Genomic DNA, 25,207 nt, shown 5'->3' with positions numbered 1-25,207 from the left:
TGCTCGCGCGGACGGACAATGCCGTCATCCGTAAAAGTGACGTGATTGAAGGACTCCACCATGGCCACCGCCGACACCGCCGTTGATCGGGGAACCCTGCCGCCGGCCCAGCAGGCGCTGCAGCGCTTCAATGAGCTGAGCCAGCGCCAGAAGCTCGCCGCCGGCGCTGCCGTGGCGATCGCCATCGCAATGCTGGTGGGCGTCTGGCTGTGGTCGCGGGCGCCTGACTACGCAGTGCTCTTCTCGAACTTCGAGGAGCGCGACGGCGGCGCGATCGTGACCGCGCTGCAGCAGCAGAACGTTCCTTACAAGTTTTCGCCGGCCGGTAATGCGATCCTGATCCCGTCAGCCATGGTGCACGATGTGCGTCTGCGTCTTGCCGCACAGGGCCTGCCCAAGGGCGGGCTGGTCGGCTTCGAGCTGATGGAAAACCAGAAGCTGGGCGTGTCGCAGTTCCACGAGCAGGTCAACTTCCAGCGCGCGCTCGAAGGCGAACTGGCGCGCACCATCCAGGCGATCGCGTCGGTCTCTTCTGCGCGCGTGCATCTGGCGATTCCCAAGCAGTCCGGCTTCCTGCGCGACGAGCAGAAACCGACCGCGTCGGTGATGGTGAACCTGTACCCGGGACGAACGATGGATTCCGCCCAGGTCGCCGGCATCGTTCATCTGGTCGCATCGAGCGTGCCGCAGTTGGCGAACGACCAGGTCAGCGTGATCGACCAGAACGGCACCCTGCTCACTAACCGCCCCGACCCGCTGCGCAACGCGGGCCTGGACGCGACCCAGCTCAGCTACGTGCGCGAGGTCGAATCGGGCTATATTCGCCGCATCGAGACGATCCTCACGCCGATCGTGGGCCAGGAGAATTTCAAGGCCCAGGTCACGGCGGACGTCGATTTCGACCAGGTCGAGGCCACCGCGGAGACCTTCAAGCCGAATCCCTCGCCCGATCAGGCGATCCGCAGCCAGCAGATCAACGAGCAGGGGATGCGCGAGCCGGCCGCGCAAGGGGTACCCGGCGCGCTGAGCAACCAGCCGCCCGTTCCCGCTACCGCGCCGATCACCTCGCCGTCGGTCGCGGCCGGCGGCGCACCCGGCGGCCCGGCCACGCCCGTCACGGGCAATCGTGCGGCGACGATCAACTATGAACTGGACCGCACGATCCAGCACACGAAACAGGCGCTCGGCCAGGTGAAGCGCCTGTCCGTGGCGGTCGTCGTGAACCACCGCAACGAAACGCTGCCAAATGGCGAGAGGCGCCCGGAAGCGCTGTCGGAGGACGAAATCGCGCGCATCACCAGCCTGGTTCGCGAAGCGATGGGCTTCAACCCGGCGCGCGGCGACAGCCTGAACGTATCGAGCGCTCCGTTCGCCGCCGGCCGCACCGAATCGCAGGCGCAGGTGCCGGTGTGGAAGGATCCGGAGATGGTGGACCTCGGCAAGGAGGTGCTGAAGTATCTCGTGATTCTCGTCGCCCTCGCCTTCGTGTATTTCGGCGTCGTGCGTCCGCTGCTGCGTACGGTGGCACCGCCGCCTCCGCCGGCCCCCGCCCCCGAGGAGGAAGACGAAGGCGCCGTGGTGAGCCTGTCGCATCTGGAGCCCGCGAACACCTTCGATGGCAAGCTGGCCCGAGCGAAGGAACTCGCGACGTCCGACCCGCGAGTCGTCGCGAACCTGATCAAGGAATGGATGGGCGTCAATGAGGAAGGCAAGCGATGAGCTCAATGGATGAAGGCCTCGAGAAGAGCGCGATGCTGTTGCTCGCGCTCGGATCGGACGAGGCGGCGGAAGTCCTCAAGCTGCTCGGCCCGAAGGAGGTGCAGAAGCTCGGCATGGCGATGGCCGGCCTGCCGGCGCAACAGCGTTCGAAGGTCGAGGCGGTGCTCGACGAGCTCGAGGCCCATCGCATCAAGGGCGCACCGGTGGAAGCCGACGAAGAGCAGATCCGCGCGATGCTGACCAAGGCGCTCGGCGACGAACGTGCCGGGCACATCATCGCGCGCGTGCTGCAGGGCTCGGACACCGCGGGCATCGAGAGCCTGAAGTGGATGGACGCCGTGACCGCTGCGGACCTGATCAAGAACGAACACCCGCAGATCATCGCGACCATCCTCGTGCACCTGGAATTCGACCAGGCGGGCGAAATCCTCAAGCAGTTCCCCGACCGCCTGCGCAACGACGTGATCCTGCGCATCGCGACACTGGACGGCGTGCAGCCCGCGGCCCTCAAGGAACTCAACGAGGCGCTCGCGCGCATGCTCGCGGGCGCCTCCACGGTCAAGAAGGCCTCGATGGGCGGCGTGCGCCACGCGGCCGAGATCCTCAACTTCGTAGGCGTGGCGGCGGAAACGGCGGTGCTCGACAACGTGCGCGAGTACGATCCCGACCTCGCCCAGAAAATCCTCGACGAGATGTTCGTGTTCGAAAACATCATGGACATCGACGACCGCGGCGTGCAGACGCTGCTGCGCGAGGTGCAGTCCGATTCGCTCGTCACCGCGCTCAAGGGCGCCGCGCCGGAGCTGCGCGAAAAGATCTTCAAGAACATGTCCCAGCGCGCTGCCGACATGCTGCGCGAGGATCTCGAGGCAAAGGGCCCGGTGCGCCTGTCCGAGGTCGAGGCGGAACAGAAGGAGATCCTCAAGGTGGTACGTCGCCTCGCCGAGGAAGGCCAGGTCGTGCTCAGCGGCAAGGGGTCCGAAGATGCCTTCGTGTAAGCAGCCCGCCGGGCAGTACGAACCTTCCCGGAGCCGGTCATGAGCATCTCGCGCCATCAGGCGGTCGGCGCCTACCGTCGCTGGGAACCGCCGGCCTTCGGCGAACCGGAAGAGCCGCAGCTCCAGCCTCCGGAAGCCGAGCCTGCCCCACCTGCGCCGCCCGAGCCGCTTGTCGAGGCCGCTCCACCGTTGGAACCCCCACCCGCAGCGCAACCGGAAATCCAGCTGCCGACGGCGGCCGAGATCGAAGCGATGTTCGACGACGCGCGCCGCGAGGGCTATGAGACCGGCTTTGCCGAGGGGGCCGAGTTCGCACGCGAGCAGGCGAACCGCCTGGGCGGCCTGGCCGACGGACTCGACACGGCGCTGAAGCAGCTCGATCGCGAGGTTGCAGACGAAGTCGTCGCGCTGGCGATCGAGGTCGCACGCCAGATGGTCCGGCGTACGCTGGCCGAGAATCCCGAGGATGCCCTTATCGATACCGTGCGCGCAGCGTTGAACCAGCTGCCCCAGGCGCAGGTGCGCATCCACGTGCATCCGGACGACGTCGCGCTGATCCGCAGCTACCTGGCGGAGCAGCCTACTCACCTTCACCACCAGGTCATCGAAGACGAATCCGTGACGCTGGGCGGCTGCCGGCTGCAGGGGTCCGCGAGCGAGATCGACGCGACGGTGGAGACCCGCTGGCGCCGGATCCTCGAAGGGCTCGGCCACCGTGGCACGAGCTGGGGCGAAGACAAATGAGCACGACACGCGCGGCGGCGTGGACCGGCTATCTCGAGGCCCATCGTCGGCAGCTCGCGAACGTGAGTCCGTTCGAGGTCTCCGGGCGCCTGACGCGCATCAACGGCCTGGTCATGGAAGCCGCAGGGCTTCGGCTCCCGTTGGGTGCGGACTGCCGCATCCTCGCGAGCGGCGGCGCCACCGTCGAGGCGGAGGTGGTCGGCTTCAACGGCGACAAGCTCTACCTGATGCCGACCGACGACGTCTTCGGCCTCGCGCCGGGCGCCGCCGTCATGCCCGTCGAACCGGCCCCGCCGCGCATCGTCCTCGGCGCCCGGCCCGTGCCCCGACGCCGTACCTCCGACCGCGCCAAGCACCTGCCGGTGGGCGAACACATGCTGGGACGCGTCGTGGACGGCGCGGGCCGCCCACTCGACGGCCTCGGCCCGCTCGATACGACCGAAAGCCGCTCGCTGCAGAGCCGCCCCTTCAACCCGCTGACCCGGGCGCCGATCGACACTGCGCTGGACGTCGGCATCCGCGCAATCAATGCGCTCCTCACCGTCGGGCGCGGGCAGCGCCTGGGCCTCTTCGCCGGCTCGGGCGTCGGCAAATCCGTGCTCATCGGCATGATGGCGCGCTACACCTCGGCCGACGTGATCGTGGTCGGCCTGATCGGCGAGCGGGGCCGCGAAGTCAAGGAATTCATCGAACAGAACCTCGGGCCCGAGGGCCGCGCGCGCTCGGTGGTGGTCGCCGCACCGGCCGACACCAGCCCGCTGATGCGCCTGCAGGGCGCCGCCTACGCGACGACGATCGCCGAGTACTTCCGCGACCGCGGCAAGCAGGTGCTGCTGATCATGGATTCGCTCACGCGCTATGCGATGGCCCAGCGCGAGATCGCCCTCGCGATCGGCGAGCCGCCGGTCACGCGCGGCTATCCGCCAAGCGTGTTCGCGCGCCTGCCGGCCCTGGTCGAGCGTGCCGGCAACGGGCTCGAAGGCGGCGGCTCGATCACGGCCTTCTACACGGTGCTCGCCGAGGGCGACGACCAGCAGGACCCGATCGCCGACTCGGCGCGCGCGATTCTCGACGGACACTTCGTGCTGTCGCGCGCGCTCGCCGACCAGGGGCACTACCCCGCGATCGATATCGAGCAATCGATCTCGCGCGCGATGCATGGCCTCGTCAGCGCCGAGCATTTCGAACTCGTCCGGCACTTCAAGCAGCTGTTCTCGCGCTACCAGCGTTCGCGCGACCTGATCGCCGTCGGCGCCTACCAACCCGGTTCCGACCCCCTCCTCGACCGCGCAGTCGCCATCTATCCGAAGCTGGAGGCGTTCCTGCAGCAGCGGATCGACGAACAGGAAAGCTACCCCAACGCGGTTGCGGGCCTCGGTGCGCTATTCGCCCCGGGGTGAGCGCTGTCACGGGCCGAAGTGACGCCGCTCGATTAGAATGTATAAAGATTCACATTACATCCGGGCGTCCTGCGACGCCGAGCGATTCGCACCATGAGCAAATCCTTTCCCCTCAAGCCACTGCTGGAACTGAGCCAGACACGCATGGACGACGCGGCGCGCCGTCTGGGCGAGCTCATCGCCAGCGAGCAGGAGGGCACGCGCAAGCTGGAATTGCTGCAGAACTATCGCGACGAGTACGAATCGCGTTTTCATGAAGCTGCACGCAACGGCATCAGCCCCGACGAATGGCGCAACTTCAGCGCCTTCATCGGCCGCATCGACGAAGCCATTGCGGTGCAGAAGTCCAGCGTCGACCGCTCCCGCCAGATGACCGTCGCCGGCCAGCACGCGTGGATGACCCAGCGCAACAAGGTCAAGGCCTTCGATACGCTGCAGAAACGCCACGACCTCGGCGAGGCGCGCAAGGAAGCCCGCCTCGAACAGCGACAGTCCGACGAGCACTCGGCCAAGCGCTTCGCCAACCGCGAAGACGGCGGCGAATCCTGAGTCGCCGTCCTCCGTTCAATAGTCTGGCATGCGCCTTGCTGTATCCATGGCAGATACAGCCGTGAAAGGGAATCCACCATGTCGAATCAGGTCTTGACCAGCATGCTGCGCCTGAATGCCCCGTCGGCCGCCGCGCAGCCTCTCCAGCGCGCCACGGAGGAAAGCCGGGCCGGCGGAAACGAACTGAACGACGACAGTTTTTCCCGCACCCTAGACCGCCGCATGAACGCGGCCGAACGCTCCCTCGCCCGCCCGGAAAGGGAAAGACCGCAGGAACGTGCGACGCAGACGACGGAACGCCCGCGTAGCGAAGCACGGAGCGAAACGCAGCGCAGCGGGGAAGCGAACGCGCCGGACCGGAAGGACGAAAGCAGCAGCGCCGACGCGACCAGCGCCGAAACGGCCGGTCAAAATGCCACGCAGGACTCGGCCAGCGCGGAGGGCGGGACACAGGACGGCAATACGGCCCAGGACAGCGGCGCACCGGCGGATCCCGCCGCCCAGGCGGCAAGCCTTGCCGCCCTGATGCCCGGCGTTGCCGCTTTGCCGGCCGCAGAATCCGCCGCGGAAGGCGACGCCCTGCTGACATCCGATGTGCTTCTCGATACGCCGAAGCGCAAGTCCGGCGCCTTCACGCTCGGCCAGTTGATCGCGGAAGCCACCGCCCAGACCGAGTCGTCGGAGAAAGCCGGGCCGGACGCCGGGGGCGTTGCGGACGCGGTCGCCAAAGTGAAGGCCGACATTGCGGCCGGAAGCACCCCCGCGGCCTTCGGCGCGCGCCTGCAGATGGCTGCGCAGCAGTCCGCACCGACTGCGCCCGGCCTGCAGGCGCTCGAACCCGACGCGCAGGCAGCCGGTCTGCACGCCTCGGCATTTGCTCCCGGCACCGCGCGCACGGAGCAGACGCCGCCGCAGTTGCAGGTGCACACCCCGGCCGGCCAGCGCGCCTGGGCGGAAGACGTCGGCAACCGCATGATGTGGATGGTGGGGCGCAACGAATCCAGGGCAGAGCTTGTGCTCACGCCAGCCCATCTTGGCAAGCTCGAGGTCTCGATCCAGATCAACGGCGACCAGACGACCGCGCATTTCGTCGCCGCGTCGGCGGCCGCTCGCGACGCGCTCGAGCAGGTGCTGCCGCGACTGCGCGAAGTCCTGCAGCAGGCCGGCATCAACCTCGGCCAGGCGAACGTCAGCACACAGGGCGACCAGCGCGCACCACAGGATTCGGGGACCGGATCCGGCCGCGGGCAACGCGGCGCGACCGCAGCAGATCAGGCCGGCGACGGCCGGACCGTTCCCCTCGCCCCCGCGTCCTGGTCGCGCACCGGCCTGGGCATGGTCGATATCTTTGCCTGAGGATTGAATTGGGGCCTGTCTTCCCCACTTTTCCGCAATTGGGTAACGCGATTTATCGCGGATAATTCAATTGTGGAAACAGGAGAACTACATGGCCAAGGCCCCTACCCCCCCTCCCGCAGCAGCTGAACCCCCCGCACCGGCGCCGAAACGGAGCAAGAAGCTCCTGATCCTGCTGATCGCCGCCGCCGTCGTGGTGGCTCTGCTCGCGGCCGTGGTGGTGGGCCTGCTGCTGATGAAGAAGAGCCAGTCGGCCACCGGCGACGACGACGAGGCGCCGGCAGTCGTCGCTGTCGATCTGAACAAACCGCCGACCTTCGTGCCGATGGATCCCTTCGTCGTGAACCTCGCGCCGGCGGAAGGCGAGCGCTACCTTCAGGTCGTCATGGCCCTTCGGGTCGCCGATGCGAAAACGGGAGAGAACCTCAAGGCCTTCATGCCCGAGATCCGCCACCAGATCAATCTGCTGCTGTCGAGCAAACTGCCTTCCGAATTGTCTACGATGGAAGGACGTGAGGCGCTGGCGGAAGAGATCGTCCACCGCACCAACAGAGTGCTCGGCGCGCCGCCCGCAAAGGCGGGCGACGGGAAGAGCGCACCCGCCGCCGGACCGATCCAGGCGGTGCTGTTCAACTCGTTCATCATCCAGTAAGAGGACGTCATGTCTTCCGATTTTCTCTCCCAGGATGAGGTCGACGCACTGCTGAAGGGCGTCGCCGGGGAGCCCGAGGAACAGGAAGAGGAACTCGGGGACCAGGCGGGCATACGCCCGTACAACCTGGCCACCCAGGAGCGCATCGTCCGTGGGCGCATGCCCACGATGGAGCTCATCAACGAGCGCTTTGCCCGGTACCTGCGGATCGGGCTGTTCAACTACATGCACCGGAATGCCGAAGTGTCGGTCGGACCGGTGAAGGTGCAGAAGTACGGCGAATTCGTCCGCAACCTGGTGGTGCCGACGAACCTGAACCTCATCCTGGCCAAACCCCTGCGCGGCACCGGGCTTATCGTCTTCGACCCGAACCTCGTGTTCATCGTCGTCGACAACATGTTCGGCGGCGACGGCCGCTTCCACTCGCGGGTCGAAGGGCGCGACTTTACCCCCACCGAGCAGCGCATCATCCAGGGCATGCTCAACGTCGTATTCGCCGAATACACGCGGGCGTGGGCACCAGTGTTCAAGATCGAGATGGAGTACGTCCGCTCGGAGATGAACTCGCAATTCGCGAACATCGCCACGCCGTCGGAAATCGTCATCTCGGCAAGCTTCTCGCTCGAATTCGGCGGCTCGCAGGCGGACATGCACATCTGCTTCCCGTACTCGATGGTCGAGCCGATCCGCGACCTGCTCTATTCGACGATGCAGAGCGACCACCTGAGCCAGGACAACCGCTGGATCAGCCTGCTCTCGCGCCAACTGCAGAACGCCGATGTCCAACTGGTGTGCAATCTGGGCAGCGCCGACGTCACCCTGCGCGACATCGTCAATATGCGCGTCGGCGACGTGATCCCGATCGACGTGCCCAAGATGCTCGAGGCCGAAGTCGACGGCAGTCCGGTTCTGGAAGTGAGCTACGGCAGGCAGGGCACGAACTACGCGATCAAGGTCGAACGCTTCCTCGCCAACGACGACGACGCCACAACACTCGGAGGCCGAAATGGCTGACAACGATCTCGAAAACCAGGTCACCGAAGACGACTGGGCAGCGGCAATGATGGAACAGGCCACGGCCGAAAGCAGCCCGGACGCGGAGGCGCGTCGCGTTGCCGCGGACCTTGCCGCCGCAGCGGAGTCGCCCTACCAGGCGAAACCTGCCAGCCACCTCTTCCCGGACTTCGGCGCGTCCTCGCCCCGCACGGGCGGGCTCAACGACTTCGACATGATCCTGGACATCCCCGTCCAGCTGACCGTCGAACTGGGCCGCACCAAGATCTCGATCCGCAACCTGCTGCAGCTCGCGCACGGCTCGGTGGTCGAGCTCGACGGACTGGCGGGCGAACCGATGGACGTGCTCGTGAACGGCACACTGATCGCCCAAGGCGAAGTGGTGGTCGTCAATGACAAGTTCGGCATCCGCCTGACCGACATCATCACGCCCGCCGAGCGCATGCGGAAGATCCGCGGCTGAACGCCGCAACGGCGGCCTGCGCGCCCGCGCATCGAGCGCGCGGCTCGCGGCAAAGCACCGAATTGTCCCGTTTTTGCCCGTCTTATTGCCCCCTCGGCAAGGCTTGCGCACGGGTATGCTTCTCCCATCCCAAGATGCGCAGATCCGCCGTGACGCAATTTCCGAAACTTCCCGAGCCCGTCCCCGACCTCGTCCGCTTCGCGCCGCTCGTCCTGGCCGGCGCGGCCACGCCGCTCTTCGCTGCGGACGCGACACTCCCGGCAGCCCCCGCCATCACCGACGGCCTCGGCCAGATGCTGCTGGGCCTCGCGGTGGTCCTCGGCCTGCTGCTGGGCTGCCTGTGGCTGATCAAGAAGCTTTCGGCGCCGCACGGGGCCGCCGCCGGATTGCGCGTGCTCGGCGCCGTGCCGGTCGGCCCGCGCGAGCGCGTGGTGCTCGTCGAAGTCGGCGGACAGGTGCTGGTGCTGGGCGTCACGCCGACCAACGTCCGCACGCTGCACACGCTGCCCGCGGACGCACTGCAGCACACATCGCCGAGTGCGCCCCCGATCTCCGGCCCGTTCGGGGACTTCCAGGGCTGGCTGAAGCGTTCGATGGAGCGTCGCAACGATGCGAAATGACGCTCGCTCCGCGCTGATCCGCGTGCTCGCTCCGCTCGCCCTGCTGCTCCTGCCGATCGCGGCCGGCGCCCAAGGCCTGCCGGCCATCACCGGCGCGCCGGCACCGGGCGGCGGCACGACCTACAGCCTGAGCGTGCAGACCCTGCTGCTGCTGACCTCGCTGAGCTTCCTGCCCTCGGTGGTGCTGATGATGACGAGCTTCACGCGCATCATTATCGTCTTCGCGCTGCTGCGCACGGCGATGGGCACGCAGACTTCGCCGCCCAACCAGGTGTTGCTCGGCTTGGCGCTGTTCCTGACCTTTTTCATCATGTCGCCGATCGCCGACAAGGTGTACAACGACGCCTACCTGCCGATGTCGCGCAACGAAATCCAGTTCGATCAGGCCCTCGAGCGCGCCACCGTGCCCGTGAAAGCCTTCATGCTCAAGCAGGTGCGCGAACCGGATATCGCGCTGTTCGCCAAGCTGTCGAAGACGCCGCCGGTCGAAAAGGCCGAGGACCTGCCGATGCGCGTCGTCGTACCGGCCTTCGTCACGTCGGAGCTGAAGACCGCCTTCCAGATCGGCTTCCTCGTGTTCATCCCCTTCCTCATCATCGACATGGTGGTCGCGTCGGTGCTCATGTCCATGGGCATGATGATGATGTCGCCGGTGATCGTTTCGCTGCCGTTCAAGATCATGCTGTTCGTGCTGGTCGATGGCTGGACCCTGCTCATCGGGTCGCTGGTCGGCAGCTTCGCGGTATAAGACAGGAGATTTCGCCATGACCCCGGGTACCGTCGTCGATATCGGCCGCCAGGCCGTCGAGATGACCCTGATGCTGGCCGCGCCGATGTTCCTCGCCGCGCTGATCACCGGCCTGATCGTCAGCGTCTTCCAGGCCGCGACGCAGATCAACGAGATGACGCTGACCTTCGTGCCCAAGCTCATCGCGGTGTTCGTCACGATGGTCGTCGCCGGCCACTGGATGATCGCCCTGATCACCGACTTCACGCGGCGCCTGTTCGAGTCCATACCGACGATGATCGGATAGCAGCGGCGATGCTGAGCGTCACTTCCGCCCAGCTCGACGCCTGGCTCGCGGCGCTGATGTTCCCGCTCGCGCGCCTGCTCGGGCTGGTGACCGCCGCCCCGCTGTTCAGCAACCGCATGGTGCCCGTGCGCATCCGCCTGGCCGTCGGCCTGGCGATGGCGATGGCCGTGCTCCCCGCCCTGCCGCCCATGCCCGAGGTGCCGGCCGATTCCATGCTGGCGCTGGCCTTGCTCGCCCAGCAGGCCTTCATCGGCATCGCGATGGGCTTCATGATGCGGCTGATGTTCGCCGCGGTGGACGTCGCGGGCGAGATGATCGGCCTGCAGATGGGCCTGTCCTTCGCGGTGTTCTTCAGTCCGCAGACCGGCGGCCAGACGTCGGTGATCGCCGAGTTCCTCGGCCTGCTCACGCTGCTCGTGTTCGTTGCGATGAACGGCCATCTGATGCTCGTGAACGTCGTCGTCGCGAGCTTCGAATGGCTCCCCGTCGGCAAGCTGCCCAAGGGCGAGGGGTGGCTGCTGGTCGCGTCCTACGCCGCCGTGATGTTCGCGTCGGGCCTGCTGCTGGCCCTGCCCATGGTCGCGGCGCTGCTCATCACCAACACGGCGCTCGGCGTGCTCACGCGCGCGGCACCGCAGCTCAACCTCTTCGCCGTGGGCTTTCCGGTGACGCTTTCGGTGGGGTTCGTGGTGCTGATGCTGAGCATGGGAAGCTTCGCCCCGGTGCTGCAGCGCATCTTCGAATCCGGCTTCGACGGGATAGACCGGCTGCTGCGCGCCTTCGTCTAGGCGGGTTCAGATGCCGGGGAAGGTGCGCGAACGCAGGTAGCGCACTTCGCCGCTCGCGATGCGCCGCGCGAACGGACGGGTCGAGTCGATGCCTTCCTCGAAACGCATCACGTCGAAACCCGCAAGCCCTTTGGATTCTGCGAGTTCCCGCGCATTGCGGACGAAAACCTGGCGCGCCTCGCCCTCACCGCCCGTGACCAGCCGCTTCATGCGCAGATCGAAGCGCACGCGCTCCTCGTCGAGCCGGGTGACGGAGATGTCCCAGGTCGGCGCCAGCGGATCGTAGATCGCATAGGCGATCAACGCCCCGCCGATGAACTCGGGCTCGAACAGATTCAGTTCCGAAGCCGTAAGCGCGGCCCCCACACCCGCGGCCACCTTCGTGCCGTGGTCCTGCAGCAGCGCGCAACCTGCGAAGGCCGGCAAGATCAGGCACAGGGCGATGCGGGCAGGCACGCGGAACACGTTCGGGACCTCAGCTGAGCAGATTGAACAGCGACAGCCCCGTCACGCGCACGTAGGTCTGCTGTGCGGCCTCGAGAATGGTCTGCTGCTGGGTGAAGCGCGTGATCGCCTCGTTGTAGTCGAGGTCCTGCAGCCGCGACAGCGTCTCGGCGTATTGCTGGTCCTGGACTGCTGCCAGTTCGCCCAGCGCGTCGAGTTCCACCATGCGCGAACCGACCGACGCCCGAATCGTGCTGACGTTCTCGAGCGCCCCGTCCATGTCGCCGATCGCCTGGGAAACCGCGGCACCGATGTTGCGCGTCGGATCGGTCGGATCCTTGCGCAGTTCGGTGATGAACTGCGAAATTGCGCCGAACACCTGCGACTCGCCGGTCACGGAATCGGCCATGAACACCTTGCTGCCAGGCTCCGCCACCGGCATGACGCGGGTGGAACCCACCTGCATGCTGCGCTCGCCACCATCGCCGTCGTACATCACCGGGCCCGGTCCGGCCGAGGGAAGCGCCGCGCCACCGGAAAAGGCCGGCTGCGCCGACTGGTAGCCGGCAAACTGGTAATCCCCGGTCGCATCCTTGCCGTTGGCGATGCCGAGCAGCGCGTTGAACTGCGCCTCGAGGTCGGTCGCGATCGCCTGATGCTCGCTGGCGCCGAACGCACCGTTGCCCGCCTCCACCGCGCGCGTGCGGATGTAGGTCAGGACGTCCGTGATGCTGCCGAGATTGCTCTCCAGCGATGCCAGTGCATCCTTCGCATAGCCCTGGTTGGTCTGGAACTGCGTGTTGACGCTCTTCGATTGCGTCACTTCGAGCGCGCGGGAGGCACCAATCGGGTCGTCCGACGGGCTCAGGATGCGCCGCCCGGAGGCGAGTTGCTGCTGTGTATGCAGGAGATCCGCGCTCTGCCGCATCATCGAGTTGCGGCCCGCGTCGAAGATCATGCCGGTCGAGATTCTCATGATTTCACCCCGCTCAACGCGAAATCGACAGGATTTCGTCGAACAGCGTTCCCGCCACGGACATGACGCGCGCCGCTGCCTGGTAGGACTGCTGGAAGCGGATAAGGTTGGCCGCCTCTTCGTCGAGATTCACCCCCGAAAGGGCCTGCTGCGCGTCGATCGCCTGCTGCAGCTGCGATTCCTGGCTGCGCTCGCCGATCTGCACCTCACGCGTCTTGTTGCCGACGAAGCTGACCAGTTGCGAATAGGCCGACTGGAAAGTCGCCGTATCGCCGTTCATGACCTTTTCCGTCTGCAGCGCCGCGAGTCTCAGCGCATTCTCGTTGTTGCTCCCGCCCGCGCCCACGGTGCCCGTCGGCGCCCCCGAAGCCGCGATCTTGCGCGGATCGGTAAGCACGACGGCAAAAGCGCCGGCCGCCTCGCGGCGCCCGAGGTCGGTGGCCGCAAAGCTGCTCAGATCCTTGAAGAAGGCGATGCCGGTGGCCGTCCCGTCGAGGTCGTATCCCGCGGCATGGATCGCGTTGAACTCGGATGCGACCGAAATTGCAAGATCGCCCAGTTGTTCGCGCGCCGCATTGAGCGTCTCGTTGCGGAATCTCAGCATCCCGCCGAGCTGGCCGCCGGTGAGCACCGAGTCGGGCATCAGCACCGTACCTCCGCCCGGCGTCGCGAGGCGGATCTCGCCGCGGAAGGGATCGGACGGCACCGACGAGTCCGCCGCGACGACGAGCTGCGATACCGAAGTGCCGACGACGAGCGGCTGGCCGCTGCCGATGAACACGCTGAGCGAGCCGTCCGACTCGGTCGTCGTGCTCACCTTCACCAGCTTGTTGAGCTCTGCGACGAGGTTGTCGCGCTGGTCCAGCAGATCGTTCGCGGGGATCGAGGTCCCGCCCACCTGCGCCAGCGCGATGCGCTCGTTGATGTCGGAGATCTGGCGCGCGTAGGCGTTGATCGAATCGACCGTGCTGACGATCTGGCCCTCGTTGATGTCGCGGATCTCGGTCAGACGCGTATCGAGGGCATTGAAGCGCGATGCGAGCGACTCCGCGCTTGAGATCAGCGCCTGACGCGCGGGGACGCTCGACGGATTCGTCGCCACGTCCTGCACGCCGGCGAAGAAGCCGGCCAGCGCCGGCGAGAGGCCCGAACTCGTGTCGGCGAGCAGATTGTCGATCTGCGAGATCTGCGTGCTGTAGGCGGCAAATTCCTCCTTGCGCGCGGATGCATTGAGCACCTGCTGGCTGAGAAACTGATCGTACTGGCGCCGCACGCCATCGACCTCGACCCCCTGGCCGAAGAAGCCGGCGCCGGAGAAGAACGGATCCGCCGTGGTCACGATCGTCGTCTGGCGGTTGAAACCCGGCGTGTTGGCGTTCGTGATGTTATGGCTGGTCGTCACCAGGTTCGCTTGCGAACTGTTGATTCCCGTCAGACCGATGCTCAGTAGTCCAGCCATGATGTTTCCCTCGTTACCGCTGCTCTTACGGCATTACTAAGCAAGACTTTTGCCAGCGATGGATTCATCCCGCCAGGGCAGTACGCAGCGTGGCGCCGCCGATGATGCGCGTGAGCTTGTCGGCGTACATGGGATCGGTCGCGTAGCCCGCCTGCTGCAGGCTGCGCGCGAAACCCGCGGCGTCGGTCTGCCCCAGCACTTCCGCATAGCGCGGATTGCCGCGCAGCAGGCTCGCGTAATCGCGGAACGCCTCGGCATACGAACCGTAGGCGCGGAAACGCGCGGTTTCCGTATAGGGACGCCCGTTCGCGTACTCCGTCACCGGCACCTCGACCACCGCGCCCTTCCAGTTCGGCCCTGCCTTAATGTTGAAGAGGTTGTGGCTCGGCAAACCGTCCGCACGGCGCAGCTCGCCGCGTCCCCAGCCGGTCTCGAGCGCCGCCTGCCCGACCATGAAATGCGCGGGGATACCCGTGCTGCGACTGGCTTCGCCGGCATGCGCCCACACGCGATTGACGAACTCGCGCGCGCCCTCGGGAACCGGGCGCGGTGACGACTGCACCTCCGCCGCGTCCCCCGCATCGCCCGCCCCGCGAAGCCCGCCGGCCTCGTTGCGCGGCTTGCCGATTACCGCACCAAGCCGGGCGGCAAACTCCGCCAGTTCGTCGGCATCGACGGCGGGGTTTGCCGCCGGCAACTCGCCGCCGGCAACGATTGCCGCCCGCCGCGGAATGCGCGCCACATCGAGACTGCCCTCACCCTCCGCAGCCGGCTCCTGGGCCGCGCCGCCAAGCTGCCGGACGATCGCGTCGGCGAGGCCGACACCGCGTCCCTGCGCCGTGTTCATCGCCATCTGCTGGTCCTGCAGCGCCTGGAAGAGTCGCGTCTGGTCGCTGTCGAACATCCCATTCGACGGCATCGCATCGCGCATCGACTTCAGCACCATCTGCATGAACAGCGCCTCGAACTGCTTGGCCGCCGCGCGCAGCCCCTCGGGCGAGTTGCCGTCGCGCGCCAGCCGCTTCATGTCAGCGAGCGCGCGCGGATCCATCGCGTTGATCTGGCTAGAGGCGACCATGTCAGATCACCTCCAGCTCCGCACGCAAGGATCCGGCGGCCTTCATCGCCTGCAGGATGCTCACGAGATCCATCGGCGTGGCGCCGAGCGTGTTCAGCGCCTTCACGACCTCGGCAAGGTTTGCGCCGCTGCGCACGTTATGCAGCGTGCCCTGGCCCTGCTTGATCTCGACCGATCCGCTCTGCGTCGTCACCGTTCGGCCGCCGGACAGCGGCGCCGGCTGGCTCACCGCGGTATCGACACCCACCGTGACGGTCAGATTGCCGTGGGCGACCGCGACGTTCTGAAGCGTCACGGCCTGGTTCATCACGACCGAACCAGTGCGCGAATTCACGATCACCTTCGCCGCCTGCAGTACCGGCGTGACTTCGAGATTCTCGAGCTTACCGAGGAAAGCCACGCGGTCTGAGGGATCGAGCGGCGCGCGCACCTGGATGCTGCGCCCGTCGAGCGCCTGCGCGGTTCCGCCCGAGGTCGCCAGGTTGATCGCATCGACGACACGACGCGCGGTGCCGAAATCGGTGTCCTTGAGCTCGAAGGTCACGAACTCGCCCTGCGCGAGCGCAGTCGGCACGGCGCGCTCGACCGTCGCGCCACCGGGAATCCGCCCGGCCGACAGGTGGTTGATCATCTGCGACGCACCCCCGCCCGCAGCCCCTGCCCCGCCCACGAGCAGGTTGCCCTGCGCGACGCCATACACCTGGCCGTCGGCGCCCTTCAGCGGCGTCATCACCAGCGTGCCGCCGCGCAGGCTCTTCGCATTGCCGATCGACGACACGGTGACGTCGATCTGCTGCCCGGGCCGCGCGAACGGAGGCAGACTCGCGGTGACCATCACCGCGGCAACGTTCTTGAGCTGCAGGTTCGTGCCCGGAGGCAGCGTCACGCCCATGTTGCCGAGCATGTTGATGATGCTCTGCACCGTGAAGGGCGTCTGCGTCGTCTGGTCGCCGCTGCCGTCGAGACCGATCACGAGGCCGTAGCCAACGAGCTGGTTCTCGCGCACGCCCGCGATCGTCGCCAGCTCCTTCAGCCGTTCCGCGGCGAACGCCGTACCCGCGACCAGCATCGCCAACACGCACGCCAGCGCGCGAATTCCCCTGCCATTGCCCAACATCATCGACTCCCGCGACGCATCGAAGCGCTCAGAACGGCGACACCGCCACGAAAAAGCGCTGCAGCCAGCCCATCGTGTTCGATTCGTCGATGTAACCGCTACCCTTGTATTCGATCCGCGCATCCGCGACCTGCGTCGACTGCACCGTATTCGCAGCCGTCACCGTGTTCGGATTGATCACGCCCGAAAAGCGGATGAACTCGTTGCCCTGGTTGATCGCCATCTGCTTCTCGCCGGACACGAGCAGATTGCCGTTCGGATACACCTCGATCACCGTCACGGTGATCGTGCCGTTGAACACGTTGTTCGCCGCCGAAGCGCCCGCCCCCTCGAAGTCCGACTCGACGCCGGCCTGCAGATTCATGCCCGCCAGACCCGACAGCGGCACCTTCGACGCCGCCGTGATGCCACCGGTGACGTCCGAGGCGCGCGACGCGGTGCTGTTGGCACGCTTCTGTGCCGTGTTGCGCTCGACGAGATTGATCGTCAGCGTGTCGCCGATGAGGCGCGCACGGCGGTCTTCGAACAGCGGCCGCAGTTGCGCTGCCTGGTAGATCGAGCCGTTCGCGGGCGCCATCTGCGCACGAGCCTCCGGCCGCACCGTCATCGGCTGATGCACCACCGTGGGCGGCGTCGAATAGATCGACGCACAGCCCGACAGCAGCAGCACCGCAATCGCCCCCAGCACCTGACGCATCATGATCGGCTCCTTACAGCTGCGTCAGCCGTCCCAACATCTGGTCGGACGTCTGCACGGCCCGCGAGTTGAGCTCGTAGGCGCGCTGCGTCGTGATCATGTTCACCAGCTCCTCCGCGACGTTCACGTTCGAAGTCTCGACGTACTGCTGGTTGAGCACCCCCGCACCGTTGGTGCCGGGCGCATTGGGCGTCGCCACACCGCTCGAGGCGGTCTCGCGGAACAGGTTCTCGCCCGCACTCGACAAGCCGCCCGGATTCACGAAGGTCGCGATCTGGATGTTGCCGACCACGGTCGGCGCCGTCTGGCCGGCCTGCAGCACACTCACGGTGCCGTCCTTGCCGATGGTGATCGTCTGCGCGTCGTTCGGAATGATGATCGCCGGCTCGAGCGGGTAGCCGCTGGCCGTCACGATCTGTCCCTGCGAATCGAGCTGGAACGCACCGTCGCGCGTGTAGGCCGGCGTGCCGTCGGGCAGCGTCACCTGGAAATAGCCGTTGCCCTGGACAGCCATGTCGAGCGGATTGCCCGTCTGCTGCAGGCTGCCCTGCGTGTGGATGCGCTCGGTCGCCACCGTGCGCACCCCGGTGCCGATCTGCAGGCCGCTGCCGATCTGGTTCTGCTGCGTGTTCTGCGCACCCGGCTGCCGGATCGTCTGGTAGAGCAGATCCTCGAACACCGCGCGCGCACGCTTGAAACCGTTGGTGGAAACGTTCGCGAGGTTGTTCGAGATCACGTCCAGCTGGGTCTGCTGCGCCTCGAGGCCGGTCCGTGCAATCCACAATGAGCGAATCATGATCCTGACTCCCTTTCCTTCGCAGGCAGACGGTCTGCCTGCAGTCTCGGGGTCAGTTTACGGCGGGGCGGATCGACTCGATCGCCGGAACACCCGCCGAAAAGCCCCGCTAATTCCCTGCTCGCCCGCCGCCCGTCAGCGGGCCGCAAGCACCTGCGCGCCGGCACGGTCATTCGCCTCGGCGGTCTGCAGCATCTTGGTCTGCATCTCGAACTGGCGTGCCAGCGAAATCATCTGCACCATCTGGTCGACCACGCTCACGTTGCTTCCCTCGAGGTAGCCGCCCGCCACGCGCACGTTCTCGTCCTGCGGCGCAACGGCTCCGTCCTGCAGGCGGAACAGCCCGTCGTCGCCGCGCACCAGCGATGCCTCGGGCGGATTCACGAGCTTGAACCGGCCGATCACGTTGATGACGTTCTCGGCCCCGCCCGCCTGCAGTGCGGAAATGGTGCCGTCCTTGCCGACCAGGAACTCATTGTCCGGCGGGATCGTCACGGGACCGCCGTCGCCCAACACCGGCAAGCCGCTGCGCGTCTGCACGACGCCGTTCGCGCTCAACTGCAGGCTACCGTCGCGCGTGTAGGCCTCGCGTCCGTCCGGCAGCTGCACCGCGAGCCAGCCCTTGCCTTCGACCGCCACATCCAGCGGGCGCCCGGTATTCTGCATGGGTCCGGGCTCGAAGTTCGACGCCACGCTCGCGTCCACGACGAAAGCCCGCGTCGCGAGCCCTTCGCCCTGCACCGGCACCGCGCGCAGCTTGTGCAGCTCCGCGCGAAAGCCCGTCGAGGTGGCGTTCGCCAGGTTGTGCGACACGGCGGCCTGCTGGCCCATCGTGTGCTTCGCCCCGGTCATCGCCGTGTAGATCAGCCGATCCATGATCCTCTCTCCCTATCCCGCGAAACCGGCTAGGCCGATCAGCGCAGGTTCACCAGCGTCTGCAGGATCTGGTCCTGGGCGCGCACGGACTGCGCATTGGCCTGGTAGGCGCGCTGCTGCACGATCAATTGCACCAGCTCCGCCGTCAGGTCGACGTTCGCCTCCTCGATGGCGCCCGCATTGAGCAGACCGAGGTTGGCACTGCCCGGCACGCCGACGATCGGCTGGCCCGAATCCGGCGACTCGGCCCACAGGTTGCCGCCGAGGGACAGCAGTCCGTTGGGACTCTGGAAGTTCGCCAGCACCACCTGACCGAGGTCGCGGCTCTGGCCGTTGCTGTAGCGCCCCAGGATCACGCCGTCGTCGCCAATCGTGATGCCCGTCAGGCGACCCGACGCGAAACCATCCTGGCGCAGTGTATTCACACCGAACGCGCTGCCGAACTGCGTCGAGGCCGCCAGATCGAAACTGACCGTCTGGGTTGCCGAGGCGCCGGTGCCGGCGAACTCGGGGAACGTGAGGTCAAACTGGCCGCCCGCCGTCATCGCACCGGCAGTGTCGAATTGCAGCGGCGAACCCGGAGGGGGAATCGCGATCGCGTCACCCGTGCCATCCACCTGGTAGAAGCCGTCCCACGCACCCGCCGCGGACTTCTGGAAGAAGAAGGTCAGTGTGTGCGCATTACCCAGCGTGTCGTACGCGGTCGCCGAGGTCGAGAAGTTGTACCCGCCCGCGGTCACGTTCGTGCGGTCGAGCGGCGTCGGGTTGGTCGGATCGAAGGACGGCGAGATCGGCTCGCGCGAGTCGAAATTCATCGCCAGCGTCATCTGCGAAGACGGGTTCGGCTGCACGTCTGAGAAATCGAGTTGCAGGCGCTGCGGCTCGCCGCCGGTCAGGATCACGCCGTTCGTCGCCGCGTAACCGGTGAGCTGGTAGCCCTGCGAATTGACGATGAAACCGTCCTTGTTCACGTCGAACTGCCCGTTGCGCGTGTAGGCAATCGACCCGTCCGGCGCGGACATGCGGAAGAAGCCGTTGCCGTTGATCGCGACGTCGAGCGGATTGTTCGTCGTCGTGATATTCCCTTGCGAGAACAGCTGCGTCACCGCCCCGATCGCCGAACCGATACCCACCTGCACGCCAGCCGCAGCACCGTTCAGCGCCGCCGCGAACACGTCGGAGAACTCCGCGCGCCCGGCCTTGAAGCCGACCGTATTCGCGTTCGCGACGTTGTTGCTGATGACATCGAGGGCCTTCGAGGACGAATTAAGTCCGCTCAAACCTTGCTGGAAAGCCATGGCCGTCTCCCTGGAAACTCGGTCTCAAACAATTCTTCAAACAATCTGCCGGACATCGGACATCTTGAAGATGCCCATGTCGCCAACCTGAAGGTCGGTACCCTTGGAGCCACGCACCACGCTCGTCACCGCCCCGAATTCGAGGACTTCCGCCGCTACGGGCTTGCCGCCGGTCACCGCCTCGATGCTCACCGTGTACTTGCCGTTCGCCGCACGACTGCCGTCGATCGTCGTGCCGTCCCACTGGAAGTTATGCGTTCCCGCGTCAAAGGAACCGAGGTCCACCGCCGCGACCTCCAGGCCCTGCGCATCCTTGATCCGCATCGTCACCGCGTCGGCCGGCACGTCGAGCGCAAAGCCGCCGACCGAGCCCGCATCGCCGAGCTTCAGCCCGCTGCCCGGAATCAGCACGCCGCGCCCCACCAGCGACGCCGCCTGCAGGGCTTCCGACGACTGCTGCCCGTCGAGCAGCTGCGTCAGCATCGTGTTGAGCCGCTCAATGCCGTCGACCGTGCTGATCTGCGCCAACTGCGAAGTCACCTGTGCGTTGTCGAGCGGATTCATCGGATCCTGGTTCTTCAACTGCGCCGTCAGCAGCGTCAGGAAGCGCCCTTGGCTATCCACCTCGCCCTTCGACGAAGTGCTGTCCTTCCGCCCGAGCAAGGCCAACGCCGAATCAGCCGCCGACGAAACCGTGTTATTGACCGTTGCCATGATCCGCTCCCGAAACCTTACTGCCCGATCTGCAGCGTACGCTGCAGCAGCGTGCGCGCCGTATTCATTACTTCCGCATTGTTCTGGTAGGCACGCGAGGCCGAGATCATGTTGGTCATCTCCTCGACCACATTCACGTTAGACATCTCGACGTAGCCTTCCGCATTCGCCGCCGGGTTGCTCGGGTCATAAGTCAGGCGCCCGGGCTCCGCACTCTCGACGACGTTCGAAACCGTGACTCCGACACTGTTCGGACCCGCCACCGGCGCGGCGGTAAACACCACCTGCTTGGCACGGTAGGGCTGGCCGTCGGGCCCCGCGACGCTGTCCGCATTCGCCAGATTCGACGCCGTGGCGTTCAGCCGCGCGGATTGCGCATGCAGCGCCGATCCGGCGATCGAAAATACATTGAACATGCTCATGGACGCCTACCCTCCGCTCACTGGCCGGTGATCGCCGTCTGCATGCTGCGCAGCAGGCCGTTGATGAAGGTCACGCTCGCCTCGTAGTGCACCGAGTTCTCGGCGAATGCGGCACGCTCCGCATCCATGTTCACGGTGTTGCCATCTACGCTGGACTGGAACTCGCGGCGAAACCCGACGTAGGCCCCGAACGGCATCTCCGCCGCCACATCGAGGTGACGCGAAGACGAACTCGCCAGCGCGAGCGGCCCCATGCGGTCGCCCAGCGCCCCTTTCAGCGCGCTGCGGAAATCGATGTCACGCGCCTTGTAGTTCGGCGTGTCCGCGTTGGCGATGTTCGACGCCAGCATCTGCTGCCGCTGCGCCTGCAGGTTCAGTGCCGTCTGATGAAACTGCAGCGCGCTATCGAGTTGGGTCTTCATGGCATCACCTCAAGTTCTGTCGCCGACGGCCGTTAAGCTCTTCATCGGCTGGCACCTGGTTCATTGCACCTTCCATGCCAGCGATCTTAGTCCCCGCCCCACAAGCCCCTAGCCGCGATAAGACCGGCAAATACCGGCCAATTCCGCCGCTTTCGGTAGTACCGCGGCGGCACCCGGCAAGCAGCGGCGGAAAACTTTGCCGGTTGCCGATCGGCCGGCCGCATGGTGGAATGCGCCCCATGCTTTCGAACCACCTCATGCCCCCTTACCGCCCTCGCGCCGTCATTTCCCTGTGGGCCCTGAGCCTCACGCTCACGGGCGGAAGCGCCGGCGCTCAGCAGCCCCTGGCGCCGGTCCGGCAGGCCGTGATGACGTTCCTCGGTCAACAGACTTCGGGCCTGCCGGGCAAGGTCGGCATCACCGTCGAAGGCGTCGATCCGCAGAACCAGCTCCCCGCGTGCGCCGAGCTCGTCCCCTTCCTCCCCCCCGGCACGCGCGCCTGGGGCCGGATCAACGTCGGCGTCCGCTGCGAATCTCCCTTCGGCTGGACGATCTATGTACCCGCGCAGATCTCCGTCGTCGGCGACTACCTGGTTGCCGCGCGCCCGATCCGTGCCGGCCAGGTGATCGCACCGGCGGATCTCGAACGACGCAGCGGCGACCTCGCGGGCGAAGCCCCCAATACGCTGACCGATATGACCCAGGCCGTCGGCCACAGCGCCCGCTTCACGATCGCCGCAGGCAATGCGCTGCGCACCGACATGCTCCGCCTGCCCCAGACGGTGCGGCAGGGCCAGCACGTCAAGGTCGTCGGAACCGGCAGCGGCTTCACCGTCACCAATGAAGGGCGGGCGCTCAATGCCGCCGCCGCGGGAGAACCCGTGCGCGTGCGCTTGGGCAGCGGCCAGGTCATCTCCGGCAAGGCCCGCGCCGACGGCACCGTCGAGCTCGATTTCTGATGCCGCGGCCATGCAAAAAAACGCCTAAAGTTTTCGCTCCCGCGGTCGTGAACACGAACAGAGACCGCTTAATGGGAGTAGCGCCATGAAAATCGAAGGAACAGTGAAACCGCCGGGGTCCGCCCCGACCGGAGAAGCCCGGGAAAAACGCCCGGCCAGCACGACGATCGCCAGCGCCGCGAATGAAAAGGTCGAACTGTCCTCGCTCTCGTCCAGCCTCAACAAGGCCGAAGCAGCGATGGCCGCCGCACCCGAGATCGACCGCAGCCGCGTCGATGAAATCCGTCAGGCGATCAGCGAAGGCCGCTTCAAGGTCGACGCCAACCGCATCGCCGACGGCCTGATCGAAAGCGTGCGCCAGATGCTCGACGCGCAGAAATAGTGCCCGTGAACCTGCAGCCCGAACTTCAGCGGCTCGTCCAGCTGATCGACAGCGAGGCGGTATTGCTGCGCGGCTTCCTTGCACTGCTCGAACGCGAGGAAGCCCTGCTCCTCGCCGGTGACGCCGACGGCCTGCTCGTCCTGACACGCGAAAAGACGGAACGCTTCCATCAGCTGCAGCGCATCCACAACGACCGCGCCCTGCTGCTCGGCAGGCTGCGTCGTCCGAACACCGATGCTGCGATCCGCGAGGTGTGCCAACCGCTTCCCGACACCCTCAGGCGCTGGGACGAAATTCACGCGCTCGCACGCGACGCGCAGGCACGCAACGAACTGAACGGCAAGCTCATCTCCGAGCGCCTCCAGCATAACCAAGCCGCCATGTCGATCCTGCTCGACGCCGCCCGGCAGCCGCAGCTCTACGATTCCGCCGGAATCGCCCGCCCCGGCGGCGGCGGCCGCCACCTCGGCAGTGCATAAGGCAAACGGGCCCGCCGGAGATCCCCCCGAGCGGGCCCTCGCAAACGGCGACAAGCGCCGCGCCGCTTACGGCAACACGAAGTCGAAACTGCTCTCCACCCCGCCGTCCGCCGAATCCCACCCGTCCGACAGGAAATCGTTCGCCTTGTGATCGGCGATCAAGCGGAAAGCAAAGCGCGTCTGCTCCTCATAAAAGCCGCAGAACGCCCCGACACGGTCCATTCCCCCGTTCATTTCATGCGCCTCGGCCGGACAGGGCGAACCGCAGAAGTGCCGGATCGCGCACGCCTTGCACGGATCGATCCTGTCGACGTCCCGCCCCGTAACCTTGCGGAACGCGTCGCTCTCGAGCACCTCCTCGATGCGATCCGTGAACAGGTTCCCGCCGCGGAACGCATCCAGCCCGATGAACTCGCTGCACGGAAACAGCCCGCCGTCAGGCGCCAGTGCAAAGAATGCACGCCCCCCCCCGCACGGCGAAATGTCACACATCAGGCGGCGCGCGGTCGGTGCCAGGATGGCCAGCAGAATGTTCGCGAAGTTGGCGACGACCATCTTCCGGCCCGTCTCGCGATACAGGGCATGCGTACGCTCCAGCGCGGCAATGAAGGCACGCGCCAGGGCATCGTCGTCGGGACGGACGGTCCGTGCGCCCGGCAGGGTACAGCGCACCGCATTCAGCATGCAGGTCGGCACTTCGTGCGCATGGAACAGATCCACCAGCGGAACCAGCTGATTCAGGTTCTTCTCGGTGCACGTCGCAATTACGCTCCAAGCCGAATATCCGCGTAGCGACTCCATCGCACGCAAGACCTTGTCGTGTACGCTCTTGCCTCCGAACGTCAGCCGTGTCGCGTCGGTCGTCTCGGCAAGCGGCCCGTCGAGCGACAAACCGATGCTGACATTGCGATCGGCGAGAAAGGCGATCGCCTTTTCGTCGAGCAGGGTCGCGTTGGTCTGGACCCCGAAAATGTACTCGTCCTTGAATGTGTCGATTGCCGCGAACAAAGCCGCCTGGTTCATCAGGGGCTCTGCGCCGTGGAAGATCACGCGCGGCTTTCGTCCCTCGGGGAGCACGGTCGAAAAATACGACTTGAGCCGCCCGAGCGCCTCCACCAGCCGATCCTCCGACATATGCTGCCCGGCGCGGCGCATGCCTTCCGGGATATAGCAGTACGTGCAATTCAGGTTGCAGCGCTCGGTCGGATTCACGTACACCGCCGACGGCTTCAACTCGAAGCGCAGCGCATGCAGCTCCCGCGCGAAATCGTCGGCCTTTGCCCGATAGCCCGCCATCAGCGCGCTATCGGTCAGCGTGTCGGCGAGCTTGTCCTTGCGGACGAGTGCCCAGAAAGCGCTGGAGGGATCGCTCAGCGCCACGTAGTCCGCGTGGCCGATGTCAAATGGAATCAGGCTCGCGCCGCAACCGAGGTTGGCATAACGCCCCGCGGACGGGGCGCGAGCGGTCGAAACGACGCCGCTCATCGCACCGCCTTGCGGTCCATCAGGACGTAATGGGACAGTCCCACCCCTTCCGCCTCGCAACGCTTGCGGGTGGCGATGATTGCCGGCTTCGCTTCGGCGCCACACACAGCGGTGTTTGCTGCACCGGAAACTGCGATTTTCGCGGCTTGTTGCTTGATATCAGTCGAAGGCATCCGATTCTCCTGTTTGTCCAAACACAAAAACAAAAAGGGCTCCGCTGCCGCACTGCCAAGTGCGGACAGCGGAACCCTTGCCATTGGTTCCAG

The 25,207-nt window shown here is 66.3% G+C and carries 30 protein-coding genes; 16 read left to right on the top strand and 14 right to left on the bottom strand.

Translation table 11 applies throughout. The features are described from left to right. Positions 1–60: 60 nt before the first annotated feature. The 13 genes from fliF to fliR all read left to right on the top strand — a co-directional run bounded on the left by fliF (position 61) and on the right by fliR (position 11,337). Positions 61–1,719, top strand: a complete 1,659-nt coding sequence (gene fliF / locus AzCIB_RS04840) for a flagellar basal-body MS-ring/collar protein FliF (RefSeq protein WP_050414850.1) — start codon at positions 61–63, stop codon at positions 1,717–1,719. Further along, entirely contained in the window at positions 1,716–2,717 is a 1,002-nt protein-coding gene (gene fliG / locus AzCIB_RS04835) for a flagellar motor switch protein FliG (RefSeq protein WP_050414849.1), read from the top strand. The genes fliF and fliG overlap by 4 nt, the downstream gene beginning before the upstream one ends. A gap of 39 nt (positions 2,718–2,756) precedes the next feature. Continuing rightward, entirely contained in the window at positions 2,757–3,461 is a 705-nt protein-coding gene (locus AzCIB_RS04830) for a flagellar assembly protein FliH (protein ID WP_050414848.1), read from the top strand. Next, positions 3,458–4,861 (top strand): flagellar protein export ATPase FliI, encoded by a 1,404-nt coding sequence (fliI, locus tag AzCIB_RS04825; protein WP_050414847.1) that lies wholly within the window; start codon positions 3,458–3,460, stop codon positions 4,859–4,861. Before AzCIB_RS04830 ends, fliI begins: the two co-directional genes overlap by 4 nt. A gap of 93 nt (positions 4,862–4,954) precedes the next feature. Further along, a complete protein-coding gene (gene fliJ / locus AzCIB_RS04820; protein ID WP_050414846.1) occupies positions 4,955–5,410 on the top strand; it encodes a flagellar export protein FliJ in 456 nt (151 codons plus the stop codon). Between the two features lie 78 nt (positions 5,411–5,488). Continuing rightward, entirely contained in the window at positions 5,489–6,766 is a 1,278-nt protein-coding gene (locus AzCIB_RS04815) for a flagellar hook-length control protein FliK (protein WP_050414845.1), read from the top strand. A 91-nt stretch (positions 6,767–6,857) separates the two neighbouring features. Beyond that, a complete protein-coding gene (locus AzCIB_RS04810) occupies positions 6,858–7,418 on the top strand; it encodes a flagellar basal body-associated FliL family protein (RefSeq protein ID WP_050414844.1) in 561 nt (186 codons plus the stop codon). Positions 7,419–7,427: 9 nt separating this feature from the next. Further along, positions 7,428–8,432, top strand: a complete 1,005-nt coding sequence (gene fliM / locus AzCIB_RS04805) for a flagellar motor switch protein FliM (RefSeq protein ID WP_050414843.1) — start codon at positions 7,428–7,430, stop codon at positions 8,430–8,432. Next, positions 8,425–8,895: a flagellar motor switch protein FliN gene (gene fliN, locus AzCIB_RS04800; RefSeq protein WP_050414842.1), complete on the top strand. Its 471-nt coding sequence runs from the start codon at positions 8,425–8,427 to the stop codon at positions 8,893–8,895. Before fliM ends, fliN begins: the two co-directional genes overlap by 8 nt. Positions 8,896–9,044: 149 nt before the next feature. Further along, positions 9,045–9,515, top strand: a complete 471-nt coding sequence (gene fliO, locus AzCIB_RS04795; protein ID WP_232299355.1) for a flagellar biosynthetic protein FliO — start codon at positions 9,045–9,047, stop codon at positions 9,513–9,515. Continuing rightward, the gene (gene fliP / locus AzCIB_RS04790) at positions 9,505–10,263 is read left to right on the top strand and encodes a flagellar type III secretion system pore protein FliP (RefSeq protein ID WP_050414841.1); all 759 of its coding nucleotides are present in this window, start codon (positions 9,505–9,507) and stop codon (positions 10,261–10,263) included. Before fliO ends, fliP begins: the two co-directional genes overlap by 11 nt. 16 nt (positions 10,264–10,279) lie before the next feature. Further along, complete coding sequence (fliQ, locus tag AzCIB_RS04785) at positions 10,280–10,549, top strand: flagellar biosynthesis protein FliQ (protein WP_050414840.1); 270 nt, start codon at positions 10,280–10,282, stop codon at positions 10,547–10,549. An 8-nt stretch (positions 10,550–10,557) separates the two neighbouring features. After that, positions 10,558–11,337, top strand: coding sequence for a flagellar biosynthetic protein FliR (fliR, locus tag AzCIB_RS04780; RefSeq protein ID WP_050414839.1), 780 nt, complete (start codon positions 10,558–10,560; stop codon positions 11,335–11,337). Between the two features lie 6 nt (positions 11,338–11,343). Here fliR and AzCIB_RS04775 read toward each other — a convergent pair whose 3' ends face one another. The 12 genes from AzCIB_RS04775 to flgB all read right to left on the bottom strand — a co-directional run bounded on the left by AzCIB_RS04775 (position 11,344) and on the right by flgB (position 21,636). Further along, a complete protein-coding gene (locus AzCIB_RS04775) occupies positions 11,344–11,793 on the bottom strand; it encodes a hypothetical protein (RefSeq protein ID WP_050418224.1) in 450 nt (149 codons plus the stop codon). Between the two features lie 19 nt (positions 11,794–11,812). Beyond that, on the bottom strand, positions 11,813–12,757 hold the full coding sequence (gene flgL, locus AzCIB_RS04770; protein ID WP_083446875.1) for a flagellar hook-associated protein FlgL: 945 nt from the start codon (positions 12,755–12,757) through the stop codon (positions 11,813–11,815). A 13-nt stretch (positions 12,758–12,770) separates the two neighbouring features. Then, positions 12,771–14,216 (bottom strand): flagellar hook-associated protein FlgK, encoded by a 1,446-nt coding sequence (flgK, locus tag AzCIB_RS04765; RefSeq protein WP_050414837.1) that lies wholly within the window; start codon positions 14,214–14,216, stop codon positions 12,771–12,773. A gap of 64 nt (positions 14,217–14,280) precedes the next feature. Continuing rightward, entirely contained in the window at positions 14,281–15,294 is a 1,014-nt protein-coding gene (flgJ, locus tag AzCIB_RS04760) for a flagellar assembly peptidoglycan hydrolase FlgJ (protein ID WP_050414836.1), read from the bottom strand. Position 15,295: 1 nt separating this feature from the next. Continuing rightward, entirely contained in the window at positions 15,296–16,363 is a 1,068-nt protein-coding gene (locus tag AzCIB_RS04755) for a flagellar basal body P-ring protein FlgI (RefSeq protein ID WP_157058570.1), read from the bottom strand. A gap of 76 nt (positions 16,364–16,439) precedes the next feature. Continuing rightward, positions 16,440–17,111: a flagellar basal body L-ring protein FlgH gene (locus AzCIB_RS04750; RefSeq protein WP_157058420.1), complete on the bottom strand. Its 672-nt coding sequence runs from the start codon at positions 17,109–17,111 to the stop codon at positions 16,440–16,442. A 10-nt stretch (positions 17,112–17,121) separates the two neighbouring features. Continuing rightward, on the bottom strand, positions 17,122–17,904 hold the full coding sequence (gene flgG / locus AzCIB_RS04745) for a flagellar basal-body rod protein FlgG (protein ID WP_050414834.1): 783 nt from the start codon (positions 17,902–17,904) through the stop codon (positions 17,122–17,124). A 135-nt stretch (positions 17,905–18,039) separates the two neighbouring features. Further along, a complete protein-coding gene (flgF, locus tag AzCIB_RS04740; RefSeq protein ID WP_050414833.1) occupies positions 18,040–18,780 on the bottom strand; it encodes a flagellar basal-body rod protein FlgF in 741 nt (246 codons plus the stop codon). Between the two features lie 38 nt (positions 18,781–18,818). Continuing rightward, complete coding sequence (flgE, locus tag AzCIB_RS04735; protein ID WP_050414832.1) at positions 18,819–20,078, bottom strand: flagellar hook protein FlgE; 1,260 nt, start codon at positions 20,076–20,078, stop codon at positions 18,819–18,821. A 36-nt stretch (positions 20,079–20,114) separates the two neighbouring features. Beyond that, a complete protein-coding gene (locus tag AzCIB_RS04730; RefSeq protein WP_050414831.1) occupies positions 20,115–20,792 on the bottom strand; it encodes a flagellar hook assembly protein FlgD in 678 nt (225 codons plus the stop codon). 17 nt (positions 20,793–20,809) lie between these two features. Then, positions 20,810–21,214 (bottom strand): flagellar basal body rod protein FlgC, encoded by a 405-nt coding sequence (flgC, locus tag AzCIB_RS04725; RefSeq protein WP_050414830.1) that lies wholly within the window; start codon positions 21,212–21,214, stop codon positions 20,810–20,812. A gap of 17 nt (positions 21,215–21,231) precedes the next feature. After that, a complete protein-coding gene (gene flgB, locus AzCIB_RS04720; protein ID WP_050414829.1) occupies positions 21,232–21,636 on the bottom strand; it encodes a flagellar basal body rod protein FlgB in 405 nt (134 codons plus the stop codon). Between the two features lie 239 nt (positions 21,637–21,875). Between flgB and flgA the strand changes: the two genes are divergently transcribed. From flgA to AzCIB_RS04705, 3 genes are all read left to right on the top strand, one after another. Then, positions 21,876–22,595 (top strand): flagellar basal body P-ring formation chaperone FlgA, encoded by a 720-nt coding sequence (gene flgA / locus AzCIB_RS04715; protein WP_050414828.1) that lies wholly within the window; start codon positions 21,876–21,878, stop codon positions 22,593–22,595. Between the two features lie 85 nt (positions 22,596–22,680). Next, positions 22,681–22,977, top strand: a complete 297-nt coding sequence (flgM, locus tag AzCIB_RS04710; protein ID WP_050414827.1) for a flagellar biosynthesis anti-sigma factor FlgM — start codon at positions 22,681–22,683, stop codon at positions 22,975–22,977. Between the two features lie 5 nt (positions 22,978–22,982). Then, complete coding sequence (locus AzCIB_RS04705; protein WP_050418222.1) at positions 22,983–23,456, top strand: flagella synthesis protein FlgN; 474 nt, start codon at positions 22,983–22,985, stop codon at positions 23,454–23,456. A gap of 66 nt (positions 23,457–23,522) precedes the next feature. Here AzCIB_RS04705 and cbpB read toward each other — a convergent pair whose 3' ends face one another. Together cbpB and cbpA are read right to left on the bottom strand one after the other, a co-directional pair. After that, a complete protein-coding gene (gene cbpB, locus AzCIB_RS04700; protein WP_083446874.1) occupies positions 23,523–24,941 on the bottom strand; it encodes a peptide-modifying radical SAM enzyme CbpB in 1,419 nt (472 codons plus the stop codon). After that, on the bottom strand, positions 24,938–25,198 hold the full coding sequence (gene cbpA / locus AzCIB_RS23635) for a modified peptide precursor CbpA (protein WP_083446873.1): 261 nt from the start codon (positions 25,196–25,198) through the stop codon (positions 24,938–24,940). Before cbpA ends, cbpB begins: the two co-directional genes overlap by 4 nt. Positions 25,199–25,207: the final 9 nt, after the last annotated feature.

This window comes from Azoarcus sp. CIB (genome assembly GCF_001190925.1).
In the GTDB taxonomy this organism is placed as follows: domain Bacteria; phylum Pseudomonadota; class Gammaproteobacteria; order Burkholderiales; family Rhodocyclaceae; genus Aromatoleum.
This window is presented reverse-complemented; position numbering and strand designations above follow the sequence as displayed.